General features: G+C 64.5%; 25 protein-coding genes. 12 read left to right on the forward strand and 13 right to left on the reverse strand.

Features of this window, described 5'->3' with window-relative positions; all coding sequences use genetic code 11:
- Positions 1 to 529: Rieske (2Fe-2S) protein (locus VIQ49_RS00605; protein WP_331879873.1), on the reverse strand; the 529-nt coding region annotated here is incomplete at its 3' end.
- Positions 530 to 727: 198 nt separating this feature from the next.
- On the opposite strand from VIQ49_RS00605, the gene VIQ49_RS00610 reads away from it, so the two are divergent.
- Both VIQ49_RS00610 and VIQ49_RS00615 read left to right on the forward strand, forming a co-directional pair.
- On the forward strand, positions 728 to 2,212 hold the full coding sequence (locus VIQ49_RS00610; RefSeq protein WP_331879874.1) for an aldehyde dehydrogenase: 1,485 nt from the start codon (positions 728 to 730) through the stop codon (positions 2,210 to 2,212).
- Between the two features lie 5 nt (positions 2,213 to 2,217).
- Entirely contained in the window at positions 2,218 to 3,027 is an 810-nt protein-coding gene (locus VIQ49_RS00615) for an emopamil-binding protein (protein ID WP_331879876.1), read from the forward strand.
- Positions 3,028 to 3,045: 18 nt separating this feature from the next.
- Here the strand turns inward: VIQ49_RS00615 and VIQ49_RS00620 are convergent, their stop codons facing one another.
- The 3 genes from VIQ49_RS00620 to VIQ49_RS00630 are packed head-to-tail and all read right to left on the reverse strand — an operon-like array spanning position 3,046 to position 5,636.
- Entirely contained in the window at positions 3,046 to 3,882 is an 837-nt protein-coding gene (locus tag VIQ49_RS00620; protein ID WP_331879877.1) for a mycofactocin-coupled SDR family oxidoreductase, read from the reverse strand.
- Between the two features lie 18 nt (positions 3,883 to 3,900).
- Positions 3,901 to 5,103, reverse strand: a complete 1,203-nt coding sequence (locus VIQ49_RS00625; protein WP_331879896.1) for a cytochrome P450 — start codon at positions 5,101 to 5,103, stop codon at positions 3,901 to 3,903.
- Positions 5,104 to 5,111: 8 nt separating this feature from the next.
- Entirely contained in the window at positions 5,112 to 5,636 is a 525-nt protein-coding gene (locus VIQ49_RS00630; RefSeq protein ID WP_331879878.1) for a hypothetical protein, read from the reverse strand.
- Between the two features lie 191 nt (positions 5,637 to 5,827).
- Between VIQ49_RS00630 and VIQ49_RS00635 the strand changes: the two genes are divergently transcribed.
- A complete protein-coding gene (locus VIQ49_RS00635) occupies positions 5,828 to 6,463 on the forward strand; it encodes a TetR/AcrR family transcriptional regulator (RefSeq protein WP_331879879.1) in 636 nt (211 codons plus the stop codon).
- 25 nt (positions 6,464 to 6,488) lie between these two features.
- Here VIQ49_RS00635 and VIQ49_RS00640 read toward each other — a convergent pair whose 3' ends face one another.
- The 4 genes from VIQ49_RS00640 to VIQ49_RS00655 all read right to left on the reverse strand — a co-directional run bounded on the left by VIQ49_RS00640 (position 6,489) and on the right by VIQ49_RS00655 (position 9,736).
- Positions 6,489 to 7,088, reverse strand: coding sequence for a carboxymuconolactone decarboxylase family protein (locus VIQ49_RS00640; protein ID WP_331879880.1), 600 nt, complete (start codon positions 7,086 to 7,088; stop codon positions 6,489 to 6,491).
- A 15-nt stretch (positions 7,089 to 7,103) separates the two neighbouring features.
- Positions 7,104 to 7,568, reverse strand: coding sequence for a hypothetical protein (locus VIQ49_RS00645; protein ID WP_331879881.1), 465 nt, complete (start codon positions 7,566 to 7,568; stop codon positions 7,104 to 7,106).
- Positions 7,565 to 8,947 carry an aromatic ring-hydroxylating dioxygenase subunit alpha gene (locus VIQ49_RS00650; RefSeq protein ID WP_331879882.1) on the reverse strand — a complete coding sequence of 461 codons (1,383 nt, stop codon included), beginning with the start codon at positions 8,945 to 8,947 and terminating at the stop codon, positions 7,565 to 7,567. The genes VIQ49_RS00645 and VIQ49_RS00650 overlap by 4 nt, the downstream gene beginning before the upstream one ends.
- 186 nt (positions 8,948 to 9,133) lie before the next feature.
- The gene (locus tag VIQ49_RS00655) at positions 9,134 to 9,736 is read right to left on the reverse strand and encodes a TetR/AcrR family transcriptional regulator (protein WP_331879883.1); all 603 of its coding nucleotides are present in this window, start codon (positions 9,734 to 9,736) and stop codon (positions 9,134 to 9,136) included.
- Positions 9,737 to 9,841: 105 nt separating this feature from the next.
- On the opposite strand from VIQ49_RS00655, the gene VIQ49_RS00660 reads away from it, so the two are divergent.
- Positions 9,842 to 11,008, forward strand: coding sequence for a spirocyclase AveC family protein (locus tag VIQ49_RS00660; protein WP_331879897.1), 1,167 nt, complete (start codon positions 9,842 to 9,844; stop codon positions 11,006 to 11,008).
- 4 nt (positions 11,009 to 11,012) lie between these two features.
- On the opposite strand, the gene VIQ49_RS00665 is transcribed toward VIQ49_RS00660, so the two are convergent.
- Positions 11,013 to 11,615, reverse strand: a complete 603-nt coding sequence (locus VIQ49_RS00665) for a helix-turn-helix domain-containing protein (protein ID WP_331879884.1) — start codon at positions 11,613 to 11,615, stop codon at positions 11,013 to 11,015.
- A gap of 134 nt (positions 11,616 to 11,749) precedes the next feature.
- On the opposite strand from VIQ49_RS00665, the gene VIQ49_RS00670 reads away from it, so the two are divergent.
- The 3 genes from VIQ49_RS00670 to VIQ49_RS00680 all read left to right on the forward strand — a co-directional run bounded on the left by VIQ49_RS00670 (position 11,750) and on the right by VIQ49_RS00680 (position 15,492).
- Positions 11,750 to 12,913 (forward strand): spirocyclase AveC family protein, encoded by a 1,164-nt coding sequence (locus VIQ49_RS00670; protein WP_331879885.1) that lies wholly within the window; start codon positions 11,750 to 11,752, stop codon positions 12,911 to 12,913.
- Positions 12,914 to 13,732 (forward strand): AAA family ATPase, encoded by an 819-nt coding sequence (locus VIQ49_RS00675; RefSeq protein ID WP_331879886.1) that lies wholly within the window; start codon positions 12,914 to 12,916, stop codon positions 13,730 to 13,732.
- A gap of 104 nt (positions 13,733 to 13,836) precedes the next feature.
- A complete protein-coding gene (locus tag VIQ49_RS00680; protein WP_331879898.1) occupies positions 13,837 to 15,492 on the forward strand; it encodes a nitric oxide reductase activation protein NorD in 1,656 nt (551 codons plus the stop codon).
- A gap of 18 nt (positions 15,493 to 15,510) precedes the next feature.
- Here the strand turns inward: VIQ49_RS00680 and VIQ49_RS00685 are convergent, their stop codons facing one another.
- Together VIQ49_RS00685 and VIQ49_RS00690 are read right to left on the reverse strand one after the other, a co-directional pair.
- On the reverse strand, positions 15,511 to 16,260 hold the full coding sequence (locus tag VIQ49_RS00685) for an alpha/beta hydrolase (protein ID WP_331879887.1): 750 nt from the start codon (positions 16,258 to 16,260) through the stop codon (positions 15,511 to 15,513).
- A 78-nt stretch (positions 16,261 to 16,338) separates the two neighbouring features.
- Complete coding sequence (locus VIQ49_RS00690; RefSeq protein ID WP_331879888.1) at positions 16,339 to 17,517, reverse strand: acyl-CoA dehydrogenase family protein; 1,179 nt, start codon at positions 17,515 to 17,517, stop codon at positions 16,339 to 16,341.
- Between the two features lie 57 nt (positions 17,518 to 17,574).
- Here VIQ49_RS00690 and VIQ49_RS00695 point away from each other — a divergent pair, with 57 nt between their 5' ends.
- The 3 genes from VIQ49_RS00695 to VIQ49_RS00705 are packed head-to-tail and all read left to right on the forward strand — an operon-like array spanning position 17,575 to position 20,206.
- Positions 17,575 to 18,483, forward strand: a complete 909-nt coding sequence (locus VIQ49_RS00695) for an NAD(P)-dependent oxidoreductase (RefSeq protein WP_331879899.1) — start codon at positions 17,575 to 17,577, stop codon at positions 18,481 to 18,483.
- Positions 18,484 to 18,493: 10 nt separating this feature from the next.
- The gene (locus VIQ49_RS00700; protein ID WP_331879889.1) at positions 18,494 to 19,237 is read left to right on the forward strand and encodes a hypothetical protein; all 744 of its coding nucleotides are present in this window, start codon (positions 18,494 to 18,496) and stop codon (positions 19,235 to 19,237) included.
- A 12-nt stretch (positions 19,238 to 19,249) separates the two neighbouring features.
- Positions 19,250 to 20,206, forward strand: a complete 957-nt coding sequence (locus VIQ49_RS00705) for an LLM class F420-dependent oxidoreductase (protein WP_331879890.1) — start codon at positions 19,250 to 19,252, stop codon at positions 20,204 to 20,206.
- On the opposite strand, the gene VIQ49_RS00710 is transcribed toward VIQ49_RS00705, so the two are convergent.
- Positions 20,207 to 20,638, reverse strand: coding sequence for a hypothetical protein (locus tag VIQ49_RS00710; protein WP_331879891.1), 432 nt, complete (start codon positions 20,636 to 20,638; stop codon positions 20,207 to 20,209). It abuts the gene before it with no gap.
- 112 nt (positions 20,639 to 20,750) lie between these two features.
- The gene (locus tag VIQ49_RS00715; protein WP_331879893.1) at positions 20,751 to 20,942 is read right to left on the reverse strand and encodes a hypothetical protein; all 192 of its coding nucleotides are present in this window, start codon (positions 20,940 to 20,942) and stop codon (positions 20,751 to 20,753) included.
- Positions 20,943 to 21,024: 82 nt separating this feature from the next.
- Between VIQ49_RS00715 and VIQ49_RS00720 the strand changes: the two genes are divergently transcribed.
- Both VIQ49_RS00720 and VIQ49_RS00725 read left to right on the forward strand, forming a co-directional pair.
- Positions 21,025 to 21,687 carry a TetR/AcrR family transcriptional regulator gene (locus tag VIQ49_RS00720; RefSeq protein WP_331879894.1) on the forward strand — a complete coding sequence of 221 codons (663 nt, stop codon included), beginning with the start codon at positions 21,025 to 21,027 and terminating at the stop codon, positions 21,685 to 21,687.
- A gap of 16 nt (positions 21,688 to 21,703) precedes the next feature.
- The coding region (locus VIQ49_RS00725; RefSeq protein ID WP_331879895.1) for an acyl-CoA dehydrogenase family protein at positions 21,704 to 22,840 on the forward strand (1,137 nt) is incomplete at its 3' end.

Here is a 22,840-nt window from a genome sequence, read left to right on the forward strand (position 1 = left end):
GGAAGTCCCGCAGCGTCTGCTCCGGTTCGGGGGCGAAGTTGACGAAGATGAAGCCTTCCCAGACGTCGCAGTGCACCGGGACCAGGCCGTAGCGGCTCTTGTCGAGGTCGAAGAACTCGCCCTCCTGCTGCACGAACGTCAGGTTGCCGTCCAGGTCGTAGCGCCATGCGTGGTACTTGCAGGTGAACTGCCGGCAGACGCCGCTGGTCTCCTCCAGCGGCATGTCGTTCCACACCAATTTGTTGCCGCGGTGCCTGCAGATGTTGTGGTAGGCCTTCACCTCACCGGACCCGGTCCGCACCACGATGATCGAGGTGTTGGCGACCTTGAGTTCCTTGGTGAAGTAACTGCCCTTGCGTGGGACCTGTTCGACGCGGCCGACATTGAGCCATGCTCGCTTGAAGACCGCCTTGCGTTCGACTTCATAGAACTCGGGGTCGATCGAGTCCTCGTAGGACACGGGCCCCGTCCCCAGCTGCGGGTAGTGCTGAGTCCAGCTGCCTTCTGGCGGTTTCGGAAATCGGGCCATCGTCGTCTCCTGTTGACTGCAATCACTGCCGGGGCCGCCCGCTCGCGAAGCGCCGGGACAAGTCTCTCAGGCAAACAAGCACGCGCAGCTGCCTTTTCGCCATTTCGGAGGAGACGGCACCATCGACGGTATATGCTTCCCGAAGCAATCGCAAGTAGTTGATATTAAAGCGTCAATGTCAGGATGGAGACAGGCGGCGTGCGTTACGACGAGCTGTTCATCGGCGGTGCATGGCGCAAGCCCAGCACCGACCAGCGCATCGAGATCGTCTCGCCCCACAGCGAGACGCGCGTCGCGCAGGTGGCCGCCGCCGCCCCGGCCGACGTGGACCTGGCGGTGCAGTCCGCACGCACCGCGTTCGACGACGGCCCGTGGCCCAGGACAGCCCCGGCCGAACGCATCGACGCGGTGCGCGGACTCGCCGAGATCTACGGTGGGCGGCGGGCCGACATGGCGGCACTGATCACCTCGGAGATCGGCGCGCCGACCAGCTTCGCGCAGCGGGCACAGGTGGCGCTGCCGTGGACGATGATGAACGCGTTCTGCGATGTGGCGCAGTCGTATCCGTGGCAGGAGGCGCGCCCCGGGCTCTACGGCTCCGACATCACGATCCTGCGCCAGCCGGTCGGCGTCGTCGCGGCCATCGTCCCGTGGAACATGCCGCAGTTCCTGATCGTCACGAAGCTCGTCCCCGCCCTGCTCGCCGGGTGCGCCGTGATCCTCAAACCGGCACCCGAGTCCCCGCTCAATGCGCTGCTGCTCGCCGAGCTCATCGCCGAGTCGGGGCTGCCGCCCGGCGTCGTGAGCGTACTGCCCGGCGACGGTGCCGTCGGCGAATACCTGGTCAGGCACCCGGGCGTGGACAAGGTATCGTTCACCGGTTCGACGGCCGCGGGCCGAGCGGTGGCCGCGGCCTGCGCCGGCGACCTGCGCCGGGTCAGCCTCGAACTCGGCGGTAAGTCCGCCGCGATCGTGCTCGACGATGCGGATCCGACCACCGTCGCGACCGGCGTACGCTCGGCCAGCCTCAGCAACAGCGGGCAGATCTGCAACGCTCTGACGCGCATCCTCGTGCCGCGAACCCGCGCAGCCGAATTCACCGACGCGCTGGCCGCCGAGGTGAGTTCGCTCGTCGTCGGGGATCCGACCGACAGCGACACGCAGGTCGGGCCCCTTGTCGCGCAGCGGCAACAGCAACGCGTCGCCGGCTACCTCGAGCAGGGCGTCCACGACGGTGCTCGAGTCGTGACCGGCGGCAGCGGCATGCCCGACGGGTGCGACCGCGGGTGGTACGTCAAGCCGACACTGTTCGACCAGGCGGACAACTCGATGACCATCGCCCGCGAGGAGATCTTCGGCCCGGTGCTGACCGTCATCGCCTACGACGACCAGGACGAGGCGGTGGCCATCGCCAACGACTCGGACTACGGACTGGCCGGATCGGTGTTCACCGCAGACACCGACCGCGGACTGGCCGTCGCCGCCGCGATCCGCACCGGCACGTTCGGCGTAAACCAGGGCTACACGATGGACCCGTTCGCCCCGTTCGGCGGGGTGAAGGCCAGCGGCTACGGGAGAGAGCTCGGCCGCGAGGGCATCGACGGCTACACCGACACCAAATCGATTTCCGTGGCCGCAGGCCACAATCCAACTTCCGTTGCGGCGCGAAGCAAAGGAGCGTAACCGTCATGTCGGAGCAGACATCTGCGCAGACCGCCACTGGAACAGATCCGAACTTCGCCCGACCGTGGGCGCCGCACCGTCGGCGGGTGTACCTGGGTGCCGCGGCGTTCACCGGAGCCGCGTTCGTCCTCGTGGTGGTCGGCGTTGGTGTGGGAATCCTGCCCCCGACGTTCACCGTCGACGTCGTCGCGAACCTGCTGTTCGGCGTCCCGGTGATCCTGCTGCCGTTCGTCCTGCTCTGGAATGCGCCCGGCGAGAACCGAACTCGCGTCGACAAGGCCGCCGAACTCACGCTGTTCTACCTGCCCTACACGGCGGGCAGCCAAATCGGTTACGAGTTGATCTTCCTGATCGGCCATCCGATGAACCTGTGGACCCCGACCGACGACCCCGGCTGGAAGTGGTTGTGGTGGCAGTACGGTCTGGCCGACACCCGCTACACCAGTGGCAACAATTGGATCTTCGGCCTGGAGTTGGTGGGGGTCGCCGTCGGCGTGACGGTGTTCGTGGTCTGGACCAGGCTGATCCGCCCGGACCTTCCCACTGAGTCCCGAATCAAGAACCTGTGGCTGGCGTTCGCCGGCGTCGCGATGCTCACGAGCAGCACCGGCGTGTACTTCCTGTCCGAAGTCCGGTCCGGCTTCAGCGATATCGGCCAGGGCGCCTTCGGGCTCTGGTTCAAGTTCATCGCCGAGAACGTACCGTTCATCATCCTGCCGGCCCTGGTGCTCTATTCGATCCACCTGCAGATCGACTACCTGACCCGGAGAGCCGGGGCGACTTCGCCCGCTGACCGAGGATTCGTCGAACGATGATGGTGCGGCAACGCCGGCCTACTTCAGGCAGCTACCCAGGTCGATAGGCATCGCGACGCCGGTGACGAAACGCGAGTCGTCAGAGGCGAAGAACATCACGGCATTGGTGATGTCCTCGGCCTCGACCCACGGTCGCGGCATGGTGTGAAACATCTGGCAGATGGGAGCGATGTCGTCGGGACCCGGGCTCTCCAGATCGGGCCGGAAAAGATCGAAGGTCTGCTGGTTCATCACGAGCGGCGTGTTGACGTGGGTGGGATGCACGCTGTTCACCCGGATCATGTGTTGCCCCAGCTCCACCGCACACGAGCGCATGAGGCCGACCACCCCATGCTTGGCCGAAACATATTGGCCCATCTGCGGATACGCCTTCAAACCTGCCACCGAGCTGGTTAACACGATCGATCCGCCACGCCCTCCGGCGATCATGTGCGGGATCCCGGCCTTCACCGTCTTCCACACTCCGGTGAGGTTGATGTCCATCATGGCCTGCCACACGGGCTCTTCCAGAGTCTCGATGGTCTGGCCGCCGTTACCGATGCCGGCATTGGCCAAAATGATGTCCAGCCTGCCGAACTCGGCGACCCCGCGGTCCACGACAGATTTCATGGCGTCGAAGTCACGGACATCGGCTTCTTCGGCGATGATGCGCCGACCGAGCGCCTCGACCTTCTCCTTGGTCTCCAGCAGGTCACCGGGCGACGCCAACTCGAGCTGACAGTGATCGACGTTCTTGCAGATGTCGATGGCGATGATGTCCGCGCCCTCTTCAGCGAGTTTCAACACGTGGCTGCGGCCCTGTCCGCGGGCTGCGCCCGTGACGAAAGCGACCTTTCCCTCTACCCGTCCAGTCATCTCAAGGTCCCTTCGTTGTCATACCCGTGCAGGCATGCTGTCCCAGCCGCGGACTGTGGAGGACGAGGAAAACATCGCACTGTCGAGATCCACCTCCCAGTCCGGGAATCGGTTCATGATCTCGTCCAACGCAATTCGCCCCTCAATGCGTGCCAACGCGTTGCCGAGGCAATAGTGGGCACCTATTCCGAATGACAAATGCTGACGGGGTGAGCGGGTGATATCGAAGGTGTCCGCGTCCTCTCCGAAGCGTCGTTCGTCGCGGTTGGCCGCACCGATCAACGCGAGAATGCTGCTCCCCTCGGGCACCGTCGTGCCGTAGAACTCGGCATTGCGCGTGACGTATCGCGCGGCCTGGAGAGCAGGCGGCTCGAATCTCAACATCTCTTCGATCGCGCCCGGCAGCAGAGTGCGATCGGCGACCAACTGCGCGCGTTGTGCAGGATGTTCGGACAGCAGTTTGCCCGCCCAACCAATCAGTCGGGTTGTGGTCTCCGCGCCTGCCACCGCAACGAGGTTCATGAACATCAGCAGTTCTTCTCGTCGCAGTTTTCTGGTGCTGCCCGTCTCGTCCTCGAACTCCGCATGGAGTAACTCGGTCGTCAAGTCGTCGGCCGGATGATCGGTGCGCCAGTCGATGAAGTCGGCGAACACTTGACCGTCCGTGATCGCTCCGTCCGGGTTGTCCGTCATCTGGCCACCGCGCTCGGTACGCACGAATTTGTCGCCGTCTTCCTGGACAAGACGCTGGTAATCCTCGGGAATTCCGAACAACATGCCGACCACCCGCAGCGGCATCACCGCCCCGAGCTGCTCGACGAAGTCGAACCGGTCACCACCTACCAACGGGTCCAAACACCGCGCGGTGAACTCGCGGATCTTCGGTTCAAGGCCGCTGATCTTGCGTGGCGTGAAGGCCCGCGACAGCAGACCTCGGTGGAAGTCGTGGATCGGGGGGTCCTCGAAGACCAGCAAGCCCGGTGGGATCTCGATACCCGACTTGATGATCTCGAGAACCGCGCCGCGGGCCGAGCTGAACGACTGGTGGTCTACCAGGACGCGGCTGACGTCATCGAACCGGCTCACTGCGTAGAAGTCATGAACCTCGTTGTAGTACAGCGGGGCTTCATCGCGGAAACGCTTGAACATGGGATACGGATCAGCATTGAGCGCGGCGTCCCAGGGGTCGTAATCCAACTGGCCTGCTGCGGCGATTGTCACAGTCACCCCTAGAAACTCAGGCCATGCTTCTCGAAATGCTTTGCGAGAGCCTGCATGTACCCGTCGCCGTGGAACGGACCCCGCGCGCCGATAGCCGCCTCCAAGAACGGGCCGTATTCTTCGTCGTTCACATAGGTCGACCAGTGCACGATCTCGGCGTCGTCGTTGGTGTCGACGAAGCTGATGGAGTAGAAACCCATGACCTTTCCGTCGTTGACATTGGTTCCCTCCCAGCGATAGCGCATGACGAAGCCGTTCTCGGCCGGCCAGCACTTGTAGTCGACGGGCTTCCAGTCGGGAAAGGTGATGCCGTATGCCTTGGCTTCCACCGTGGCAGCGGTGTCCCAGTGGGTCGCGACATCCTTGAGGACGAGCTCCTGGTCGGCCACGAAGTACGGCGAGGTGTAGACGGCGTCATCGGTGAAGACCCACTCGTCGTAGGTCTCGCCCTGCTGCACCTTTTGCAATACGTACTTGTCCCGGTAGCTCTCGGCCATCCGGCGGTGCTTTGCGATGCGATCTTCCAGCTTCATTGCGGGAGGTCTCCTTCTGATCCATTGAGATGCTGGCAATTTCGGCGATACAGAGCGGACGCAACGAGAGAGGCGGTACGCGGAGGCGCCGCGTCACCACCATATACAAGTCCGTATCTTTTATACAAGGACGTATATAGACTAGATGAGGTAGCTGAGCCATCCGGAACACGACCTGGAAGGATCGAGCCGTGGCAGAACGATGGACGCGGCAACGGCGCATGGAGCACACCCGCAGCCTGCTGCTTGACGCAGCGCAGGAAGTCTTCGCAAAGCAGGGCTTCGGAGGTGCCGCGCTCGATGACATCGCCGAGGTCGCCGGCTACACGCGTGGGGCCATCTACTCTCACTTCGGCACCAAGGAAGAGCTCTTCCTCGCCGTCATCGAACGCCACATCAACCGCTTCCTGGACAGCTTCGCCGAAGTGATCGAATCGTTCGAGGGTCTGGACACCCTCGACATCGAACGGCTCGCCGAGAAGTGGCGTGACCTCACCATCGCGGGGCCGGACAGCGCCGCGCTGGGTTACGAGTTCTCGCTGTTCCTGCTGCGCAATCCCGACGCTCGCGAGCGCCTGACCGCCCAGCGTAAGGAGGCGGTCAGTTCGCTCGCGAATTACATCACCATCCACATCGACCGCTTGGGCGGCGAACTCCAGATGCCAGCCGAAACCCTTGCGCGCCTGCTCATCGCCAGCAATGAAGGCATCACCATCTTCGGGCACATCGACGGTGACGACCTGTTCGGACCGTTCCTGCAGATGGTGATGGCCAACGTCTCGCCCAAGCCCGCCACGCCCAGACGGGCACGTCGACGCGCGGACTGAGCCTCGCCGACGTCGCCTCCGCGCGTCAGCCCTGACCAACATGTCCGAGTCCGCTATCAGGTAGTTCCGGGCTGCCTGGCTGGGCCTGCAATCCCCAGGTACCGAACGCCATCCCGGTCGTCACGTACGCGCCGACGACAAAGATCACCTCGATCGCCTGATGAGTCCCGAGTTCGGTGACCAGCCGGCTCCAGGTCTGCTCGGCGACTCGTCCGTTCCCGCTCAGTTCCTCTGCTGCCAGCAACACGAGTTGGTCTTGCCCATCGAAACCGGCGCTGCCCGAGGGTATTCGGGAGATCTCGGCTTCGGTGACCCCGGCGGCAAGCGCCATCTTGACGTGCTGCCCCCATTCGAAGGCAGACCGGTGCTCGAGGGCCATCGTCAGGATGACAAGCTCACGCAGCCGAGCGGGAAGTTCACCGCGCTTGAGGAGATAGCCGTTGAAGGTCAGGAATGCGCGTGCGAGTTCAGGATGCCGTGCGAGCAGACCGATCACCGAGAAGTTCATCGGGTCGTAGGCGTGACCGGAGCCGGCACGAGGAACCTTGTCGCCCGGAAGGCCGAGCAGGGTGCCGAACGCGGTGTACTCGTCGTCGCCCCATTCGTCAGCCGACAGCGGTTGCACTCGAACGTCTTTCCCTCACCGTGAGATCTCCACGCCGTCGTACCCCTGAAGCAGTTCGGGGCTTGGGAGCTCCATCTGGAGGTAGACATCGATGCGCCGAATCAGGTCGTCCGCGGTGAACGCGTAGACGCTCATCGAGTTGACGACACTCTCGAAGGTACCCATCCTGCTGCGCTCTTCGAGCTCGAGGAACACCACCTCCCCCGCTTGGGTGATGCGCTTGAACGAACAGTCCCACTCCGCCGATCCCGCCCAATTGGTCAAGAACGACGTGTACTCCTGCCAGTTCATGACTTCCTTGAAGTTTCCGACCCGCACGAATTCCTCGACCGCCACCAGTTCACCCAGTGCCGCCCAACCGTCGACACCGAACCCTGGTTCCTTGGCAGCCTTGACGAGTCTCTCCACGGTCTGCCCGTATTCCAGCACCGTTCGCCGTAGCCCCGAGTACTGGTCGATCACCCTGTCGATGTCACTCATTGACGATCCTCCGATGTCGTTGCGCCCGAAAGGTACCGGTCGACCACGGAGTGATAGTGCGCGATCACGACCTCCTCCTTGACCAACGACATGTGATCGAGGCGGTTGTTGCGCAGTCCGCGCTGCTGCCGCGGCATCTGCTCGTAATCCTGCTGCAGCGCCAGGAAGTACTTGAAGCTGCCCGGCTCCTCGACCTCGATGTGGTCGGTCCTCAGCGCATCCTTGTACTCGTCGGGCAGCCACATCACGCTGATGATGTGCCAGTAGCACTTGTGCGGATCGCCGCTTTCGTGTGGCTGCGCCAGGATCACGGTCGCTTCGCCTGCGCGCACCGTCATGAAGAAATTGGGGAACAGCACCCAGCCGTGGTTGTCGCTCATCTGCGCGTCGGTCAGCCCGCTGACGTCGAAACCCATGCCGGTCAACGTCTCGCGGGTCGCGGTCTGTAACACCGTACGCGGCGTGGTGCCGTCCGGAAGTTTCAGCTCGCCGGTTTCGTCGCGGTATCCGCCGATCAATTCCTGAAAGCGTGGAAGCGACGCCGTCACCGACGGGAACGTCTCAGGCAGCTTCATGATCCCTTCGAGCTGTTCCTCGAGCCCGTACTTGATTCCGGCGACCTCGAACGGTGCGCACGAGACGCTGTGCTTGTCGAAGAAGCGATATCGGGTCGTGCTCGGGTCGACCATGACGACCTGCAACAGCTCGGGATGAATACCCGAGATGTGGTAGCCCTCTTCGAAGGCGTCCATCACCACTTTCCAGTTGCAATCTAGCGCCTCCCGAACGTCGAGCACGATGTCCATCTCATCGAGGTGATACGGACTCAACAGGTCCATCACTTCTCCGAGATACTCGGCGAGCGGCTCCGCGTCCGGGTTCGGGTTGAGGAAGATGAAACCTGCAAAGCACTCGGCCGAGATGGGCAGCAGCCCGAGGCCCTGCTTGTCCAGCGCGGTGAGATCGTTCTCTTCTTGTCGCAGAACTCCTTTGAGCTTGCCCTCCAGGTCGTAGGACCACAGGTGATACTGGCAGAGGATCCCCCGCTTGGAGTTGCCTTTGCCGTGACACAGGGTGTTGCCGCGGTGCCGGCACGCGTTCACGAAGCCGCGGATCTGTCGGTCCTTGCCGCGGATCAGGATGAAGGACTGATCCAGCAGCTGGTACTCCTTCCAGTCACCGACCTCAGGCAGCTCCGACTCTCGGCCGGCGACCTGCCACACCCGCAGCCAGATGCTGTCGCGTTCGCGCCGGACGTACTCGGGGTCCGTGTAGCGGTCTGTCGTGATGTCCATGCGGAATTGGCCGGCATCGATGTCGTCCAAACCCATGCCGGTGTCGAACCATTCACCCGGCCGCACCGGCTGTGTCGTGGTCATGACGGAAGCGCTCCTCATCGTTTGTCGACGTGCCGCCTGTGCTGTGTCGATCCGCACGTCGCGACGGCTCCATGCACGACGAGGTGACTGGATCGGATCCCGAAGGCGCCGGCGATCCATTGGTGATGGCGATCACTACTATACGCACTTGTATTTCACATACAAGCTTGTATATGAATGCCTGCGTCAGGGCAGTTTGATCGCGGACATGTACATCTCGATGACCGGCCGGTAGAGGTCGACATCGTCGAGCTCACTGCCGAGCACCACAGAATCACTGGTCGCGACCAAGACCTGAGCCAGAGTCAGCGGCGCGATCAGCAGAGCTCCGCCGAGCCGGTCGATGCCCTCGACAATGAAGGTGGCCAACGCCTCGACGACCTCGGACCGCTTGTCGGCCACGCGCTCGCGCGCCTCCGGGTTACGGAGCAGATAGAGCGCGAACTCATGACCCAACGCGGCGTGCTCAGCGCCGCGGTCACGGCTCAGCTGCCGCCAGCGCGCCGCGATCTCGTCGAGTTCACGTGAACCGACCCGCCCGGCCGAAGACATCACTTCGGCGAAGTTCTCGAAGTAGCGCCGCCAGTACCGGTCGCTCACGGCGAGGAAAAGATCTTCCTTCGTGGCGAAGTGCTTGTAGATAGCGCCTTTGGTGTAGCCCGCGGCGTGTGCGATGTCGTCGAGAGTTGCTGGAGCGAAACCTTTTTCGGCGAATACATCTTCGGCGGCGTCCAACAAGAGCGAGCGCGTGTGTTCGAGGCGTCGTTGCCTCGTCCAGCGCTCCACCATGGGTGAAAGTGTGCCACAGAATCTGGGAAACCCTCTGGACATTCAGATACTCGCTGGTATCTTTACCGCGAGCCGCGAACGGACGCGGCGGTCCAGGAGGGCATGTTGAGCGAGCTGTCGAATAAGAAGCCTGCGGTCACCGAGTCGCTCGGCGCAACGGCCGATCTTGGTTCTCAGGTGGCGCCCAAGCCGGTTGCCATCAAAATCTGGGCGACGATCGGCGCCTTGTTCCTGGCGTACACGCTCTATGTGTTCGTCCGGTGGGTCAGCGGACCGTACTTCGAGTCGGTGGCGGGTGGCCCGAGCGAGCCACCGCTGTACATGAAGATCCCGTTGATCGCCAACGCGGTCGTGCTCTGGATCGGCCTGCCATTCGCCTTGTGGTTCTTCATCATCCGGCCGTGGGTGCGGGAGAAGCGCATCACGCTCGACGGCATGCTGCTGGTCTCCATGGGCCTGATGATGTTCCAGGATCCGATGCTGAACTACTACAGCACCTGGTGCACGTACAACGCCTGGCTGTACAACCAGGGCTCCTGGGCGCCGCACATTCCGGGCTGGGTCGCACACGAGGAACCGGGCCATACGGTTCCCGAACCGCTGCTGACCAACATCCCCGGCTACATGTACGGCGTGCTGCTGCTCACCATCGTCGGGTGTTGGGTCATGCGGAAAATCAAGAACCGTTGGCCTGGTATCAGCAATCTGAGACTGATCTTGGTCACCTATGCGATCGCCTTCGTCTTCGACTTCATCATGGAGGGGCTCATCCTCCTGCCGATCGGCTTCTACTCCTACCCCGGCGCCATCCAGTCGTTGTCGTTCAACGCAGGCACGTACTACCAGTGGCCGATCTACGAGGGCTTGATGTGGGGCGGTGTCCAGGCGGCGCTGTGTTGCCTGCGTTTCTTCACCGATGACCGGGGACGCACCGTCGTCGAACGCGGCCTGGACAACATCCGAGGCGGAGTCTTCAAGCAACAGTTCGTCCGTTTCCTGGCGATCTTCGGCGGTGTCAGCGCCTGCTTCTTCCTCTTCTACAACGTCCCCGCGACCTGGCTCGGCATGCACGGCGACCCGTGGCCGGAAGACGTGCAGAAGCGCTCGTACTTCAACCCGGGCATCTGCGGCGAGGGCACCGACCGACCGTGCCCGAATCCTGAACTGCCGCTTCCGACAAAGCACTCCGGCTACGTCAACCACGACGGCGAACTGGTACTCCACGAGGGCGTCGAGGTGCCACCGATCGTTCCGATCGAAGCGGGCAGGTGACGGGTCAGGGCATCTTGACGGCTGAGACGTACATCTCGACGATCGGCTGGTAGAGGTCGATGTCGTCCAGGTGGCTGCTGAGCTCGACGGCGTCCGTGGTGGCGATGATGATGTGGGCGAACGTCGCCGCTGGGATCAACAGGGTCGCGCCGAGGCTGTCGATGCCCTCGACGATGTAGGCGGCGAGCTGGTCGACAACCTCGGTTCGCTTGGCAGCCACCCGTTCCATCGCGTCCGGGTTGCGCAGCAGATAGAGGTTGAACTCGAGCCCTAGTGCCGCGTGCTCGGCGCCGCGGTCGCGACTCAGCTGGCGCCACCGCTCGCCGATGTTCTCCAGCTCGCGTGCTCCGATGTGGTCCGATGACGACATGATCTCGGCGAAATTGTCGAAGTATCGCCGCCAGTACCGGTCGCTGGCGGCCAGAAACAGGTCCTCCTTGGTGGCGAAGTACTTGTAGATCGCTCCTTTGGAGTAGCCGGCCGCCTTGGCGATGTCGTCGAGAGTGGCTGGGATGAAGCCTCTTTCGGCGAACACCTGCTCGGCAGCGTCCAGAAGCAGCGAGCGCGTGCGCTCGAGGCGTCGCTCGCGCGTCATCGGCTCGACCATGCGCCAATGTTGCCACAGATTCTTTTCGAACCCTTGGTCATCTAGATACTGACTGGTATATTTTCGACGCATCGGCCACTTCTGAAGGGGAGCTCTGAGGTCATGCGATCGAAAAGTGCAGGGAAGACGGTGTCATGAGCGATCTGTCAAGCAGGAAGAAGCCGGTCGTCACTGAGTCGCTCAGCGACGCAACACTCGGTACGCAGCCTCAGAAGAAAATCACGCCGGTGCGCGTGTGGGCCGTTGTCGGCGGTGTGATCCTGGCCTTCCAGCTGTACGTCTGGGGCAAATGGGTCACCGGCCCCCACTTCGAGCGGGTGCCGGCAGGCCCCACCGACCCACCGACGTTCATGAAGGCGATCCTGTTCACCTGGACAGCCGTGATCGTGGTGGGCCTGCCCGTCGCCGTCTGGTGGTTCCTCATCCGGCCGTGGCGCCGGGAACGGCGAATCACGTTGGACGGCATGCTCTTCGTGTCATGCGGCCTGCTGTGGTTCCAGGATCCGCTGCTGAACTACTTCAGCACATGGAGCACGTACAACACCTGGATGTGGAACATGGGCTCGTGGGTCCAAGACGTTCCGGGGTGGGTGTCGTACGGGGAGCCGGGCGCCATGATGGCCGAACCGGTCCTGATGAACGCGCCGGGTTACTTCTTCGTCCTGCTGTGCACGATGCTGGGCTGCGCGGTGATGCGCTTGGCCAAGAGGCGTTTTCCCAACATCAACACCTTCGGGCTGATCGGCGTCGTGATCGCCTGGACGTTCATCTTCGACTTCGTCATCGAGGGCCTGTTCCTGATGCCGATGGGGCTGTTCACCTATCCTGGCGCCATCCAGGCGTTGTCGGTCAATGCCGGCACCTACTATCAGTGGCCACTCTATGAAGGCCTCATGTGGGGCGGCGTGCAGGCCGGCCTCTGCTGCATGCGCTATTTCACCGACGACCGGGGCCGGACATTCGTCGAGCGTGGCCTCGACCAGGTGCGAGGCGGCATGGTCAAGCAGCAACTCACGCGGTTTCTGGCGATCTTCGCCGCCTGCAGCATGTTCTTCTTCGTGTTCTACAACATCCCGGCACAGTTCTTCGCGATGCACCAGGATCCGTGGCCGGAGGACATCCTCAAGCGCTCGTACTTCCTGATGGGCATCTGCGGTGAGGACACCGATCGGCCATGCCCCGACCCTGCGCTACCGATGCCCCTGACGAATTCCGGCTACATCAACCACGACGGTGAGCTCGTCCTGCCCGACGGCGTCGAGCTGCCCGTGAACGTTCCGCTCGAGCGAGGAGAGTAAATGCTGAACAGTACTGCCGCGGTGGTCGCCCCCGTTTCGAACGCACCGTTCTACCGTGCGGTGGGCGACGAGGTGGACGTCTTCCGTGCGGCGGCGCGCCGAGGGCTGCCGGTGCTGTTGAAAGGCCCAACCGGTTGCGGGAAAACCCGATTCGTCGAGGCGATGGCCCATCAGCTGGGCCGGGATCTGATCACCGTCGCAGGACACGAGGACATGACGTCGGCGGATCTGGTCGGCCGGTTCCTGTTGAAGGGCGGGGAGACGGTCTGGGTGGACGGGCCGTTGACCCGCGCGGTGCGCGAGGGTGCCATCTTCTATCTGGACGAGGTGGTGGAGGCGCGCCAGGACACCACCGTGGTCATCCACCCCCTCGCTGATCACCGCCGTGAGCTGCCCGTGGACCGGCTCGGAACCACGCTGCAGGCAGCGCCCGGCTTTCAGCTGGTGATCTCGTACAACCCCGGCTACCAGAGCGTGCTGAAGAATCTCAAGGAGTCGACGCGTCAGCGCTTCATCGCCATCGAGCTCGGCTATCCCTCCCCCGAGGTCGAGACCGAGGTGGTTGCCTACGAGGCGGGGGTCGACATCGAGACCGCACGTTCGCTGGTCAAACTGGCGTACGCCATTCGGAATCTCGACGGCTCACCGTTGCGCGAAGTGTCGTCCACCCGCATGTTGATCCTCGCCGGCGGCCTCGCCGCGGAAGGGCTGAACCTGCGCAGCGCTGTTCATGCCGCCGTCGTCCAGGTGCTGTCCGACGACGCCGATGTCATCCGCGCCCTCGATGAACTCGTCAACACGGTCCTGCCCGACAAGTGACCGACACTGTGCCGCCCCCGGTCGTCCCGCTCCCCTCGGCGAGGGAGGTACCCCCATCGCCCGCCTCGGAGAACCCCGACCGTTTCCGGTTCCTCGCCACCTACATCGCCGGCAGGTCTGTCGATGTCACCGAGGCACCGGCCGGGCAGCCCGCACACACCAACGGGCAGTTCATCTTCGTCTCGGCCGGCGGCTCGGTGGCGGAGCAGCGCCGCGAAATGCTTCTTCAGGCAGCACTTCTCGGCGCAGGGAGTCTCGACCCGCGATTGGTCAAGGGCATGCGGGCGCGGGCCACGATGGCCCGCCGCTACCTGGCACTGGAAGGTCGTCGCGTCTTGGCAGAGCTCGCCGTCCAGATTCCACTCGACGCCACGCTCACCGACGGCGGGCAACCCAGCACGTCCACCGCCGACGAGTCACTCGAAGTGGCCAAGAGCCGGGCTGTAGTCGCCGATCCGCCGGGGTGGTTCGGCGCCATCAAGCCTTCCCAGTTGATGGCGGCGCCCGTCGGACCCGGCGGGAAGGCCACCAACAAAGACCTGAAGTTGACGTTCGATCCGATCGACATGCCGGAATCGGAAGAGGGCGACGAGGACGACGACGAAGACGGCGGCAAGTCCGGTGACAGCAAGATCCTCAAGTTGTTCGAAAGCCCGATCTTCAACAACCAGTCGATGTCGGACTACATGCGCAAGATGTTCGGCGGTAAACGTTCGCCCGGAGAAGGCGCCGCGGGCGCGGAGATGACCGTCCGCTCCACCCGGCGGGTCCGCGAGATCGGCCCCGACGCCCGACCCCTGCCCACCCGGATCCAATTCACCGACGACGGCAAACCCGGTGCCGCACTGGGTGTCGGCGGCGCGCTGTACCCGGAGTGGGACGTCTTCAACGACCGGTACAAGCCTGACTGGTGCCGCGTCGTCGACTTTCCGTTGACCGTCGCCGCCGACGTCTCCGATGCCGGCGTCGCTCACGACGACGTGCTGCGGCGCCGCCTGGCTCGCGTCGGGCTGGGGCCGAAGGTTCTGCGCGCCCGCGCCGACGGCGACGACCTCGACATCGAGGCGCTCATCGATCTGTTCGTCGATCTGCAATCCGGCTTCTCCACGTCCGAGCACGTCTATCTGGAGCGTCGCAAACTCGCCCGCAATCTCGGTGTGCTCATTCTGATCGACGCGTCAGGGTCCGCGGTCGACGCCGACTCCGACGGCCTGGCGGTGCACGACCACCAGCGGCGGGCAGCCGCCACCTTGGCCGTCACGCTCGAAGAGCTGGGCGACCGGGTTGCCGTCTACGCCTTCCGATCGCAGGGCCGTCACGCGGTGCACCTGCCGGCCATCAAGACGTTCGATCAGAGTTTCGGCGCCGTCGGACGGGCCAGGCTCAACCAGCTCGAACCAGCAAGCTACACGCGCCTCGGCGCCGGGATCCGCGGCGCGGGTGAAGTTCTCAAGAATGACGTGGGCACGCCGAATCGGCTGTTGCTCGTCCTATCCGACGGCTTCCCCTACGACGACGGTTACGAAGGCCGGTACGCAGAGGCCGACGCCAGTAAGGCACTCGAAGAACTGCGCACCGAAGGCGTTGCCTGCCTGTGCCTTTCCATCGGCGCTTCCACGGGAACCGATGTACTCGAACGGGTCTTCGGTTCAGCCAGCTTCGCCAGCGCCCCGACTTTGGGCGATTTGAGCCCGCAAATGGACGAGCTGTTCATGTCCGCGCTCGCCGAACTCGCCGCGCCCAAACCCGCGCGGGCCTGAAGGGCCGGCGCACCAACCTCAGCGGTCGAGCGATTCCCAGAACCGGGTGAGCGCAGTGGCCCCGAGACCCGGGTTCTCCACCATCCACCAATGTCCGAGCCCGTCGAGCACCTCGGTGCTCGCGCCGGCCCGGCAGGCCGCACGTCGCCGCATCTCCTCGGTGCCGACGAACGGATCCTCGGTGGCCAGCAGCGACAATCCCGGTCGGGCGGCGGCCTCCTCCAGCGCCTTTCCCGCTTCGGCGAGAGCCGGTTGGCGAGCAGAACGGTACAGCGCCAGGATCGCCCGTCCCATCTCTGGGCCCTGCGCTGCGGCAAAGGAACTCGCAACATCGGCGGGGATTCCGAATGCCAGCAGCTGTTGCACCCTATCCTCCACCGACCCGTCCTGCATCATCGCGACCAACTGCTCGCCGGTCTCGGGAGTCTGGAATCCCTGGGCCATGTCGTGCCACACGTAATCCCGGTCGAACAAGCCGACGACGTCACTAGCCCAACTGCGGACCAGGTCGGGTCGATACATCACCACGTTCACCACATGGCCGCCGCCCCAGTCGTGTCCGACGAGGTCGATTGGTCCGTCGATGCGCTGCAATTCGTCGACGAGCCAATCACGGTAAGCGAGAAAGGTTGCCGAGAAGCCGCTCGGCAACGGGGAACCGAACCCGGGTGGCGACAGCCGCACCACGTCCGTGCGGCCAAGGATATCGACGAGGGAGCCCCAGACCGCATCAGTCTCCGGATTACCGTGCACGAGAACCAAAGTCATAGCCGAAATTCTCCCACGGCGGACTGCACGAGACAGGGCGATCCCCGCACCGGGTCCCGCTTGACCGCCCGTTCGGCGTCAGCGCGCGGGCAGACCCAGCACACGCTGAGCGATGATGTTGCGCTGAATCTCCGACGTGCCGCCGGCGATGGTACCCGCGTAGGTGCTGATGTAACGCGCGAACCAACTGGCGGTGAAAAGGTCTGGCGCGTAGGGGTTGTACGCGGCGGACAGCGCCGGATCGGTGAGCCCTTCAACACCCGCTGCGTCGAGCACGTGCCTCATGGCGTTCTGCTCAGCCTCCGAGCCGAGCACCTTGAGCGCCGACACGGCGGGGATGTCGCGCTCGCCGCGTGCGGCCTGCCCGAGCGCCGCCGAACCGAGCAACCGTAGCGCCTGGTAGTCCATCGCGATGGTCGCGTAGCGGTCGCGGTTCACCGCTCCGACGGGCCGGAAGTCTTCGAGCAGTTGTTCCAACCGGTTGGCGAACGACATCCACATCAGCGTGCGTTCGTGCCCAAGGGAACCGTTGGCCACCCGCCAGCCTTCGTGCAGCGGTCCGACCAGGTTCTCCGCAGGCACGCGCACGTCGGTGAAGAACACCTCGTTGAAATCGAGGCCCTCGCGGTCGTACACCGAGGCGAAGGGGCGGCACTCCACTCCGAGGCTGTCGGTCGGGACGAGCAGCGCGCTGATTCCTTTGTGCTTGGGAGCATTCGGGTCGGTTCGCACAAAGGCGAGGATGACGTCAGCGTCATGGGCTCCCGATGTCCACACCTTCTGGCCGTTGACCACGAAGCCGTCGTCGTCGACGGTCGCGCGGGTGCTCAGACCGGCCAGGTCGGAGCCCGCCCCCGGTTCGCTCATGCCGAGCGAGGCGGTCATCTCCGCGCGAAGGATCGGTACCGCCCAGCGCTGCTTCTGCTCGTCGGTGCCGAATGACAGCAGCGAGGCGGCGATGATGCCGACGCCCTGCGGGTTGAATGCGTGATAGATGCGGCGCCGTGAGAGTTCCTCGCGGTGGACGAATTGCTGCAGGATGCCGGCGTTGCGCCCGCCGAACTCCGGAGGGTTTCCCGGCAGCAACCACCCGTGGTCGAACTGCACCTGCTGCCAGCGCCGCGCCCACTCCGGCACGTGCGACGTCGAACGGGATCCTTCGCCCGCCGCCACGGCCTCGGCGGGCAAGCGTTCGTCGAGAAAACGGGCGAACTCCGCCCGGAACGTCTCGACATCGGCGTCGAACGTCAGCTGCACGCAACTGAGCTTATCAAGTACTTAACATATGTGGTTCGGTGCGCTATGACTGAAGGGATGCTCGACGCAGAGAAGATCCTCATCACCGGCGCGACCGGCAAGATCGCGTTTCCCCTAGCCCGCGCGCTCGCGAAGAACAATGAGGTGTGGGGTGCGGCGCGCCTCAAGAACCCCACGGACCGAGACAGGTTGGCCGACGCCGGCATCACCCCTGTCGCACTCGATATGAGCACCGGCGACTTCTCCGCACTGCCGGACGACTTCACCTACGTCTTCCACGCCGCAGTCGATACCGGCGGCGGTGAGTGGGCCCGGTGCGTCGACACCAACGCGCAGAGGTCCGGTGACCTGTTGTACCACTGCCGCACCGCCAAAGGGTTCGTCCTCTGTTCCACCGGGTCGGTCTATGGCTACCAGGGCCAGCGCCCCCTGCGGGAATCCGATCCTCCGGGCGTGCCCCTGCGCGCCAACTACAGCTTCTCGAAGATCGCGGCGGAGGCCCTCTGCACGTGGGTCGCCAAGCAGTACGGCATCCCGTTGACGATCATCCGGATCTGCTCGACCTACGGGCCCGAGGGCGGCGCACCCGCAGACCGGTTGGAGATGATGCTCGCGGGAAACCCGATTCGGCTGTACCCCGACAAGCCGAACAACTACAACCCGATCTACCAGGACGATTACGTCGAGCTGGGCATCCGCGCCATGGAGGTGGCCGACACCCCGCCGATCGTGGTCAACTGGGCAGGAAGCGAGACGGTCAGCGTCGAGGAGTACTGCGCGTACATGGGTGAGCTGGTGGGCATCGAGCCGACGTTCGACTACACACCCGATGCGCACACCCCACTGTGGCCCGATGTCACCTACATGCACGAGGTGCTGGGTTCGACGAAAGTCCCTTGGCGCGAGGGCTTTCGGCGGATGATCGAGGCACGGCACCCGGAACTTCTCCGAACGACGACGGACTGAAGGAATCACGATGCAGTTACCCGGCACGCCGTCCGACGAGGTGCCCGGAGCCCTGGCCGAAGGCCACGGGGACGTCACCACCCTGTTTGTGTCCATGGCGAGGCGACACCCCGACGGCGCCGACGCAGACTACCTGCGCTGGCATACCCTCGACCACCGCCCCGAGCAGCACCGGCTGTCCGCGGTCCGCGCGTCACTGCGGCTGGTCTCGACTCCCGCGTGTCGATCTGTGCGCGCATGCAGTCGCGGCCGCTACGACGAAATCGACCACGTGATGACCTACTTCTTCACCGATCCGGGCGGAATGGAGCCCTTCCTTTCGCTGTCCAAGGCACTCGGCGATGCCGGCCGCAAGCTGGCGCTGCTGCCACCGGTCGAGCGCGGCGTCTACGCCGTGGGTGAGAAAGCCGCGGCACCACGAGTCAAGGTCGGCGCCGGCGTCCTGCCGTGGTGGCCGACCCGCGGGGTGTACCTGCTACTGGAATCGGCCGCATCGGCGCCGGCGGATCTGCTCTGCGTCGACGGCGTCGCCGGGGTGTGGACGGCGACGTCACTGCCCGTCGAGGCGCGCCTGGCGAGTGCACAAGCAGGACAGACCATCTCGTACTGCTTCCTGGATGACGACCCGGTCGTCACCGCCGAGCGATTGCGACCCGTTCTGAACAAGCGCTGGAGCGACGACGGCGTCGAACCGCTCTTCGCAGCGCCGTTTCATCCCGTCCTGCCGTACGAATGGGACCGCTATGTGCCATGAATGGAGGGCGTGATGCGGATCGGCTTGATGGTCGGATCGGACAGGGAGCGCCCGCGCGCCGACCGGTTGACCAGGCTGCTCGATGACGGAAAAGCCGCGGAGAGTCAGGGTTTCGCGTCGTTCTGGTTCCCGCAGGTGCCCGGCTACCTCGACGCGATGACGGCCGTCGCACTGCTCGGCCAGGCGACCTCGACCATCGAACTCGGAACCGCGGTCGTCCCGATCCAGACCCGCCATCCCATGACCCTGGCACAGCAGGCGGTGACCACGCAGGTGGCCTGCGGTGGCCGATTCACCCTCGGACTCGGCCCCTCCCACGACTGGATCATCGAGGGCCAGTTGGGGATTCCCTACGACCGTCCCGCCCGGCTGGTCCGCGACCACCTCGACGTCCTGCTGAGCGCGTTCGGCGGTCCCGGCTCCGTCGATGTCGAAAACGACAGCTATCGGGTGCACAGTCCGATCGATGTCGCCGATCCATGCCCGATGCCGGTACTGCTCGCCGCGCTGGGACCGACGATGCTCCGGATCGCCGGTGAACGCGCCGATGGCACGGTTCTGTGGATGGCCGATGAGCGGGCGATCAATGATCACGTCGCTCCGCGCATCACCGCCGCGGCCGACGCTGCCGGGCGGCCCGCGCCCCGCATCGTGGCCGGAGTTCCCGTCGCGGTGTGTTCCGATCACGAGATCGACCAGGCCCGTAAGATCGCCAGCGAAGTGCTCGGACATGCCCACTTCTCCCCCAACTATGTTCGACTGCTCGAACACGGCGACGCGCAGGACGTGGGCGACACGATGGCGGCCGGTAGCGAATCCACCGTGGCCGACAGGTTGCGCCGCTACCGTGACGCCGGGGTCACCGATCTGGCCGCACGCGTCGTCCCCCTCGGCGGTGAGCCCGCGGCGCGACAGGAATCCCGGCGACGCACCACGGAGTTCCTGGCGTCGCTGGTGTCCACGCGGTAGTCACACCGCGGAATCGGATCCCACGCCGTAGGCACCCATGAACTCGATCGGCACCCCGCCCATCGTGCAGAAGAACAGATCGACGCCGGGCACGCCGGCGTCGAACACGGTCACGTCGTTGGCATGCGACTTGGCGGCCTCCTGGCTGCCGGCGAAGTCGTCGGTCAGAAAGGACAGCGCGGCCAGTCCCTCCGGCGCAATGCCACGCAGGTGCTCCGGCACGTCGAGAACCTCGATCAGACCCGCCTCTCCGGTGCCGAGAATCGTCACGTCGGCGCCATCCGATGGTGGCCAGCCCAGGGTCGCTTCGAGAACCGGCCCGGGCACCCGCATTTCGTGCTGGATCGACATGCCGACGACGTCCGTCAGGAACGCGATGAACGACGCTGCGGAATGACTCCGCATGACGACGTGATGGAGGTGATCAGTCACGCGAGCCCCTTTGCTCAGTCAGTACTGGCACCATATCCGCGGGTCCTGACCCACGAACGGCAATTGGCTTCCCTGCGGGTGCGATGGGACGGCAGTGCGCCGAAGACAGGTCTCAGTCAGACCGCCCCTTGAGAACCTCCACGCCGACGGCGCCGATCACGCATACGCCGACCCCGACGGCGAACACCCCGAGGATCAGGTGGCGCGGGCCGTCGGTGGCGATGTACGCCCAGAGTTGTAGTCCTCCGGCGATCAGCGCCAGGAACCCGAACGCCAGTGCGGCGGCCCGAAGTGCCGTGGTCATCCGTCCAGTCTGCCGTGACATCGACCAAGCTGCTCGTAGTTAGACGCTAGTCAGCTCCGTCGTGACGCGGTATGGTGCACAAATGGCTGGGGTTTCGGGTAGCGCTCAAGCTGACCGTGGTCAGCGTCGAGCCTCCTTCCAGCGGGCGCGGTCTCATGAGACCAAACGTGACCTCGTGCAGGCGGCGATGGCCCTGTGGCGCACCAAGGGGTACGCCACCACCACGATCGCGGACATCTGCGCGGCGGCCGGCGTCTCCAAGGCACTGTTCTACTTCTACTTCCCCCGCAAGGAGGACGTGCTGTTCGAGGTCGGGGTCATGTCCACCCAATCGGCGCACCGGGCCATCCACAAGCTGCTGCAGGGGCCCTACGAGATCGAGGCCGTCATCGCCGCCGCGCTCACGGCGTTCGAACGCTCGATGGCGCGCAACCCGAAGGAACTCGTCATCGAGACGATCCTCGAGGGTTACCGGCACGAGCACCGCATCCTGGCCGAAGGCGGTCCCCCCGACGTCGACGCCGACATGTTCGGCGAATTGTTCACGAGGGCCACGGCCGACGGCAAGCTGCCCGCCGACATGAACGATGAAGACATCACACACTTGGCGTATCTGGCTCAGACGATGGTCAGTGAGGGCGCCCGGCACTGGGCGGCGGGCGCGTTCGGGACACGTCCGTTCGCCGAGGTCGTGACCTCCGGCATCACCACGCTCATCGACGGATACCGACACAGGAAACCCTGACCGGCAAGGAGGCCGTATGTGGGACTTCGAAACAGACCCCGACTACCAGGAACTTCTGGACTGGGCCGATGCTTTCGTGCGCGATGAGGTCGAACCTCTCGACCTCATCTGGCCGCATCTGCAGTTCACCCCGCTGGACGAGACCAGGCGCAAGGTCGTCGATCCGCTCAAGGAGCAGGTCCGCCAAAAGGGGCTGTGGGCCACGCATCTCGGGCCCGACCTCGGCGGTCAGGGCTACGGCCAACTCAAGCTGGCGCTGCTCAACGAGATCCTCGGCCGCTCGCAGTGGGCGCCGATAATCTTCGGGTGCCAGGCCCCCGACACGGGCAATGCCGAGATCATCGCGCACTACGGCACGCCGGAGCAGAAGCAACGCTATCTGCGTCCGCTGCTCGAGGGCGAACTGTTCTCCAGCTACTCGATGACCGAACCGCAGGGCGGCTCCGACCCCACCCAGTTCACCACCGCTGCCGTCCGCGACGGAGACGACTGGGTCATCAACGGCTGGAAGTACTTCTCCTCCAACGCCAACACCGCGTCGTTCCTCATCGTGATGGTGGTGACCAACCCCGACGTCAGCCCGTATCAAGGCATGTCGATGTTCCTGCTGCCGACCGACACCCCCGGGGTGAACATCGTGCGCAACGTCGGACTGTACGGCGAGCGGGAAGGCGAAGGCAGCCACGCGCTGATCCACTACGACAACGTCCGCGTCCCGGACTCCGCACTGTTGGGTGGTGAGGGTCAGGCGTTCGTCATCGCGCAGACGCGACTCGGCGGCGGCCGCATCCACCACGCGATGCGCACGATCGGGTTGGCGCAGAAGGCGATCGACATGATGTGCGAACGAGCGCTGAGCCGCGAGACCGCGGGCAGCCGACTCGCCGACAAACAGGCGGTGCAGGAATACATCGCCGACTCCTATGCGCAGCTCAAGCAGTTCCGGCTGATGGTGCTCCACACCGCGTGGGAGATCGACAAGTACAACGACTACAAGAAGGTTCGCAAGGACATCGCCGCGGTGAAGGTCGTCATGCCGACCGTGCTGCACGACATCGCGTGGCGCGCCATGCAGGTGCACGGTGCGCTCGGCGTCAGCAACGAGATGCCGTTCAACGGCATGATCCACGGCGCGGCGTCGATGGGGCTCGCC

Source organism: Williamsia sp., from assembly GCF_036566845.1.
GTDB lineage: Bacteria > Actinomycetota > Actinomycetes > Mycobacteriales > Mycobacteriaceae > Williamsia.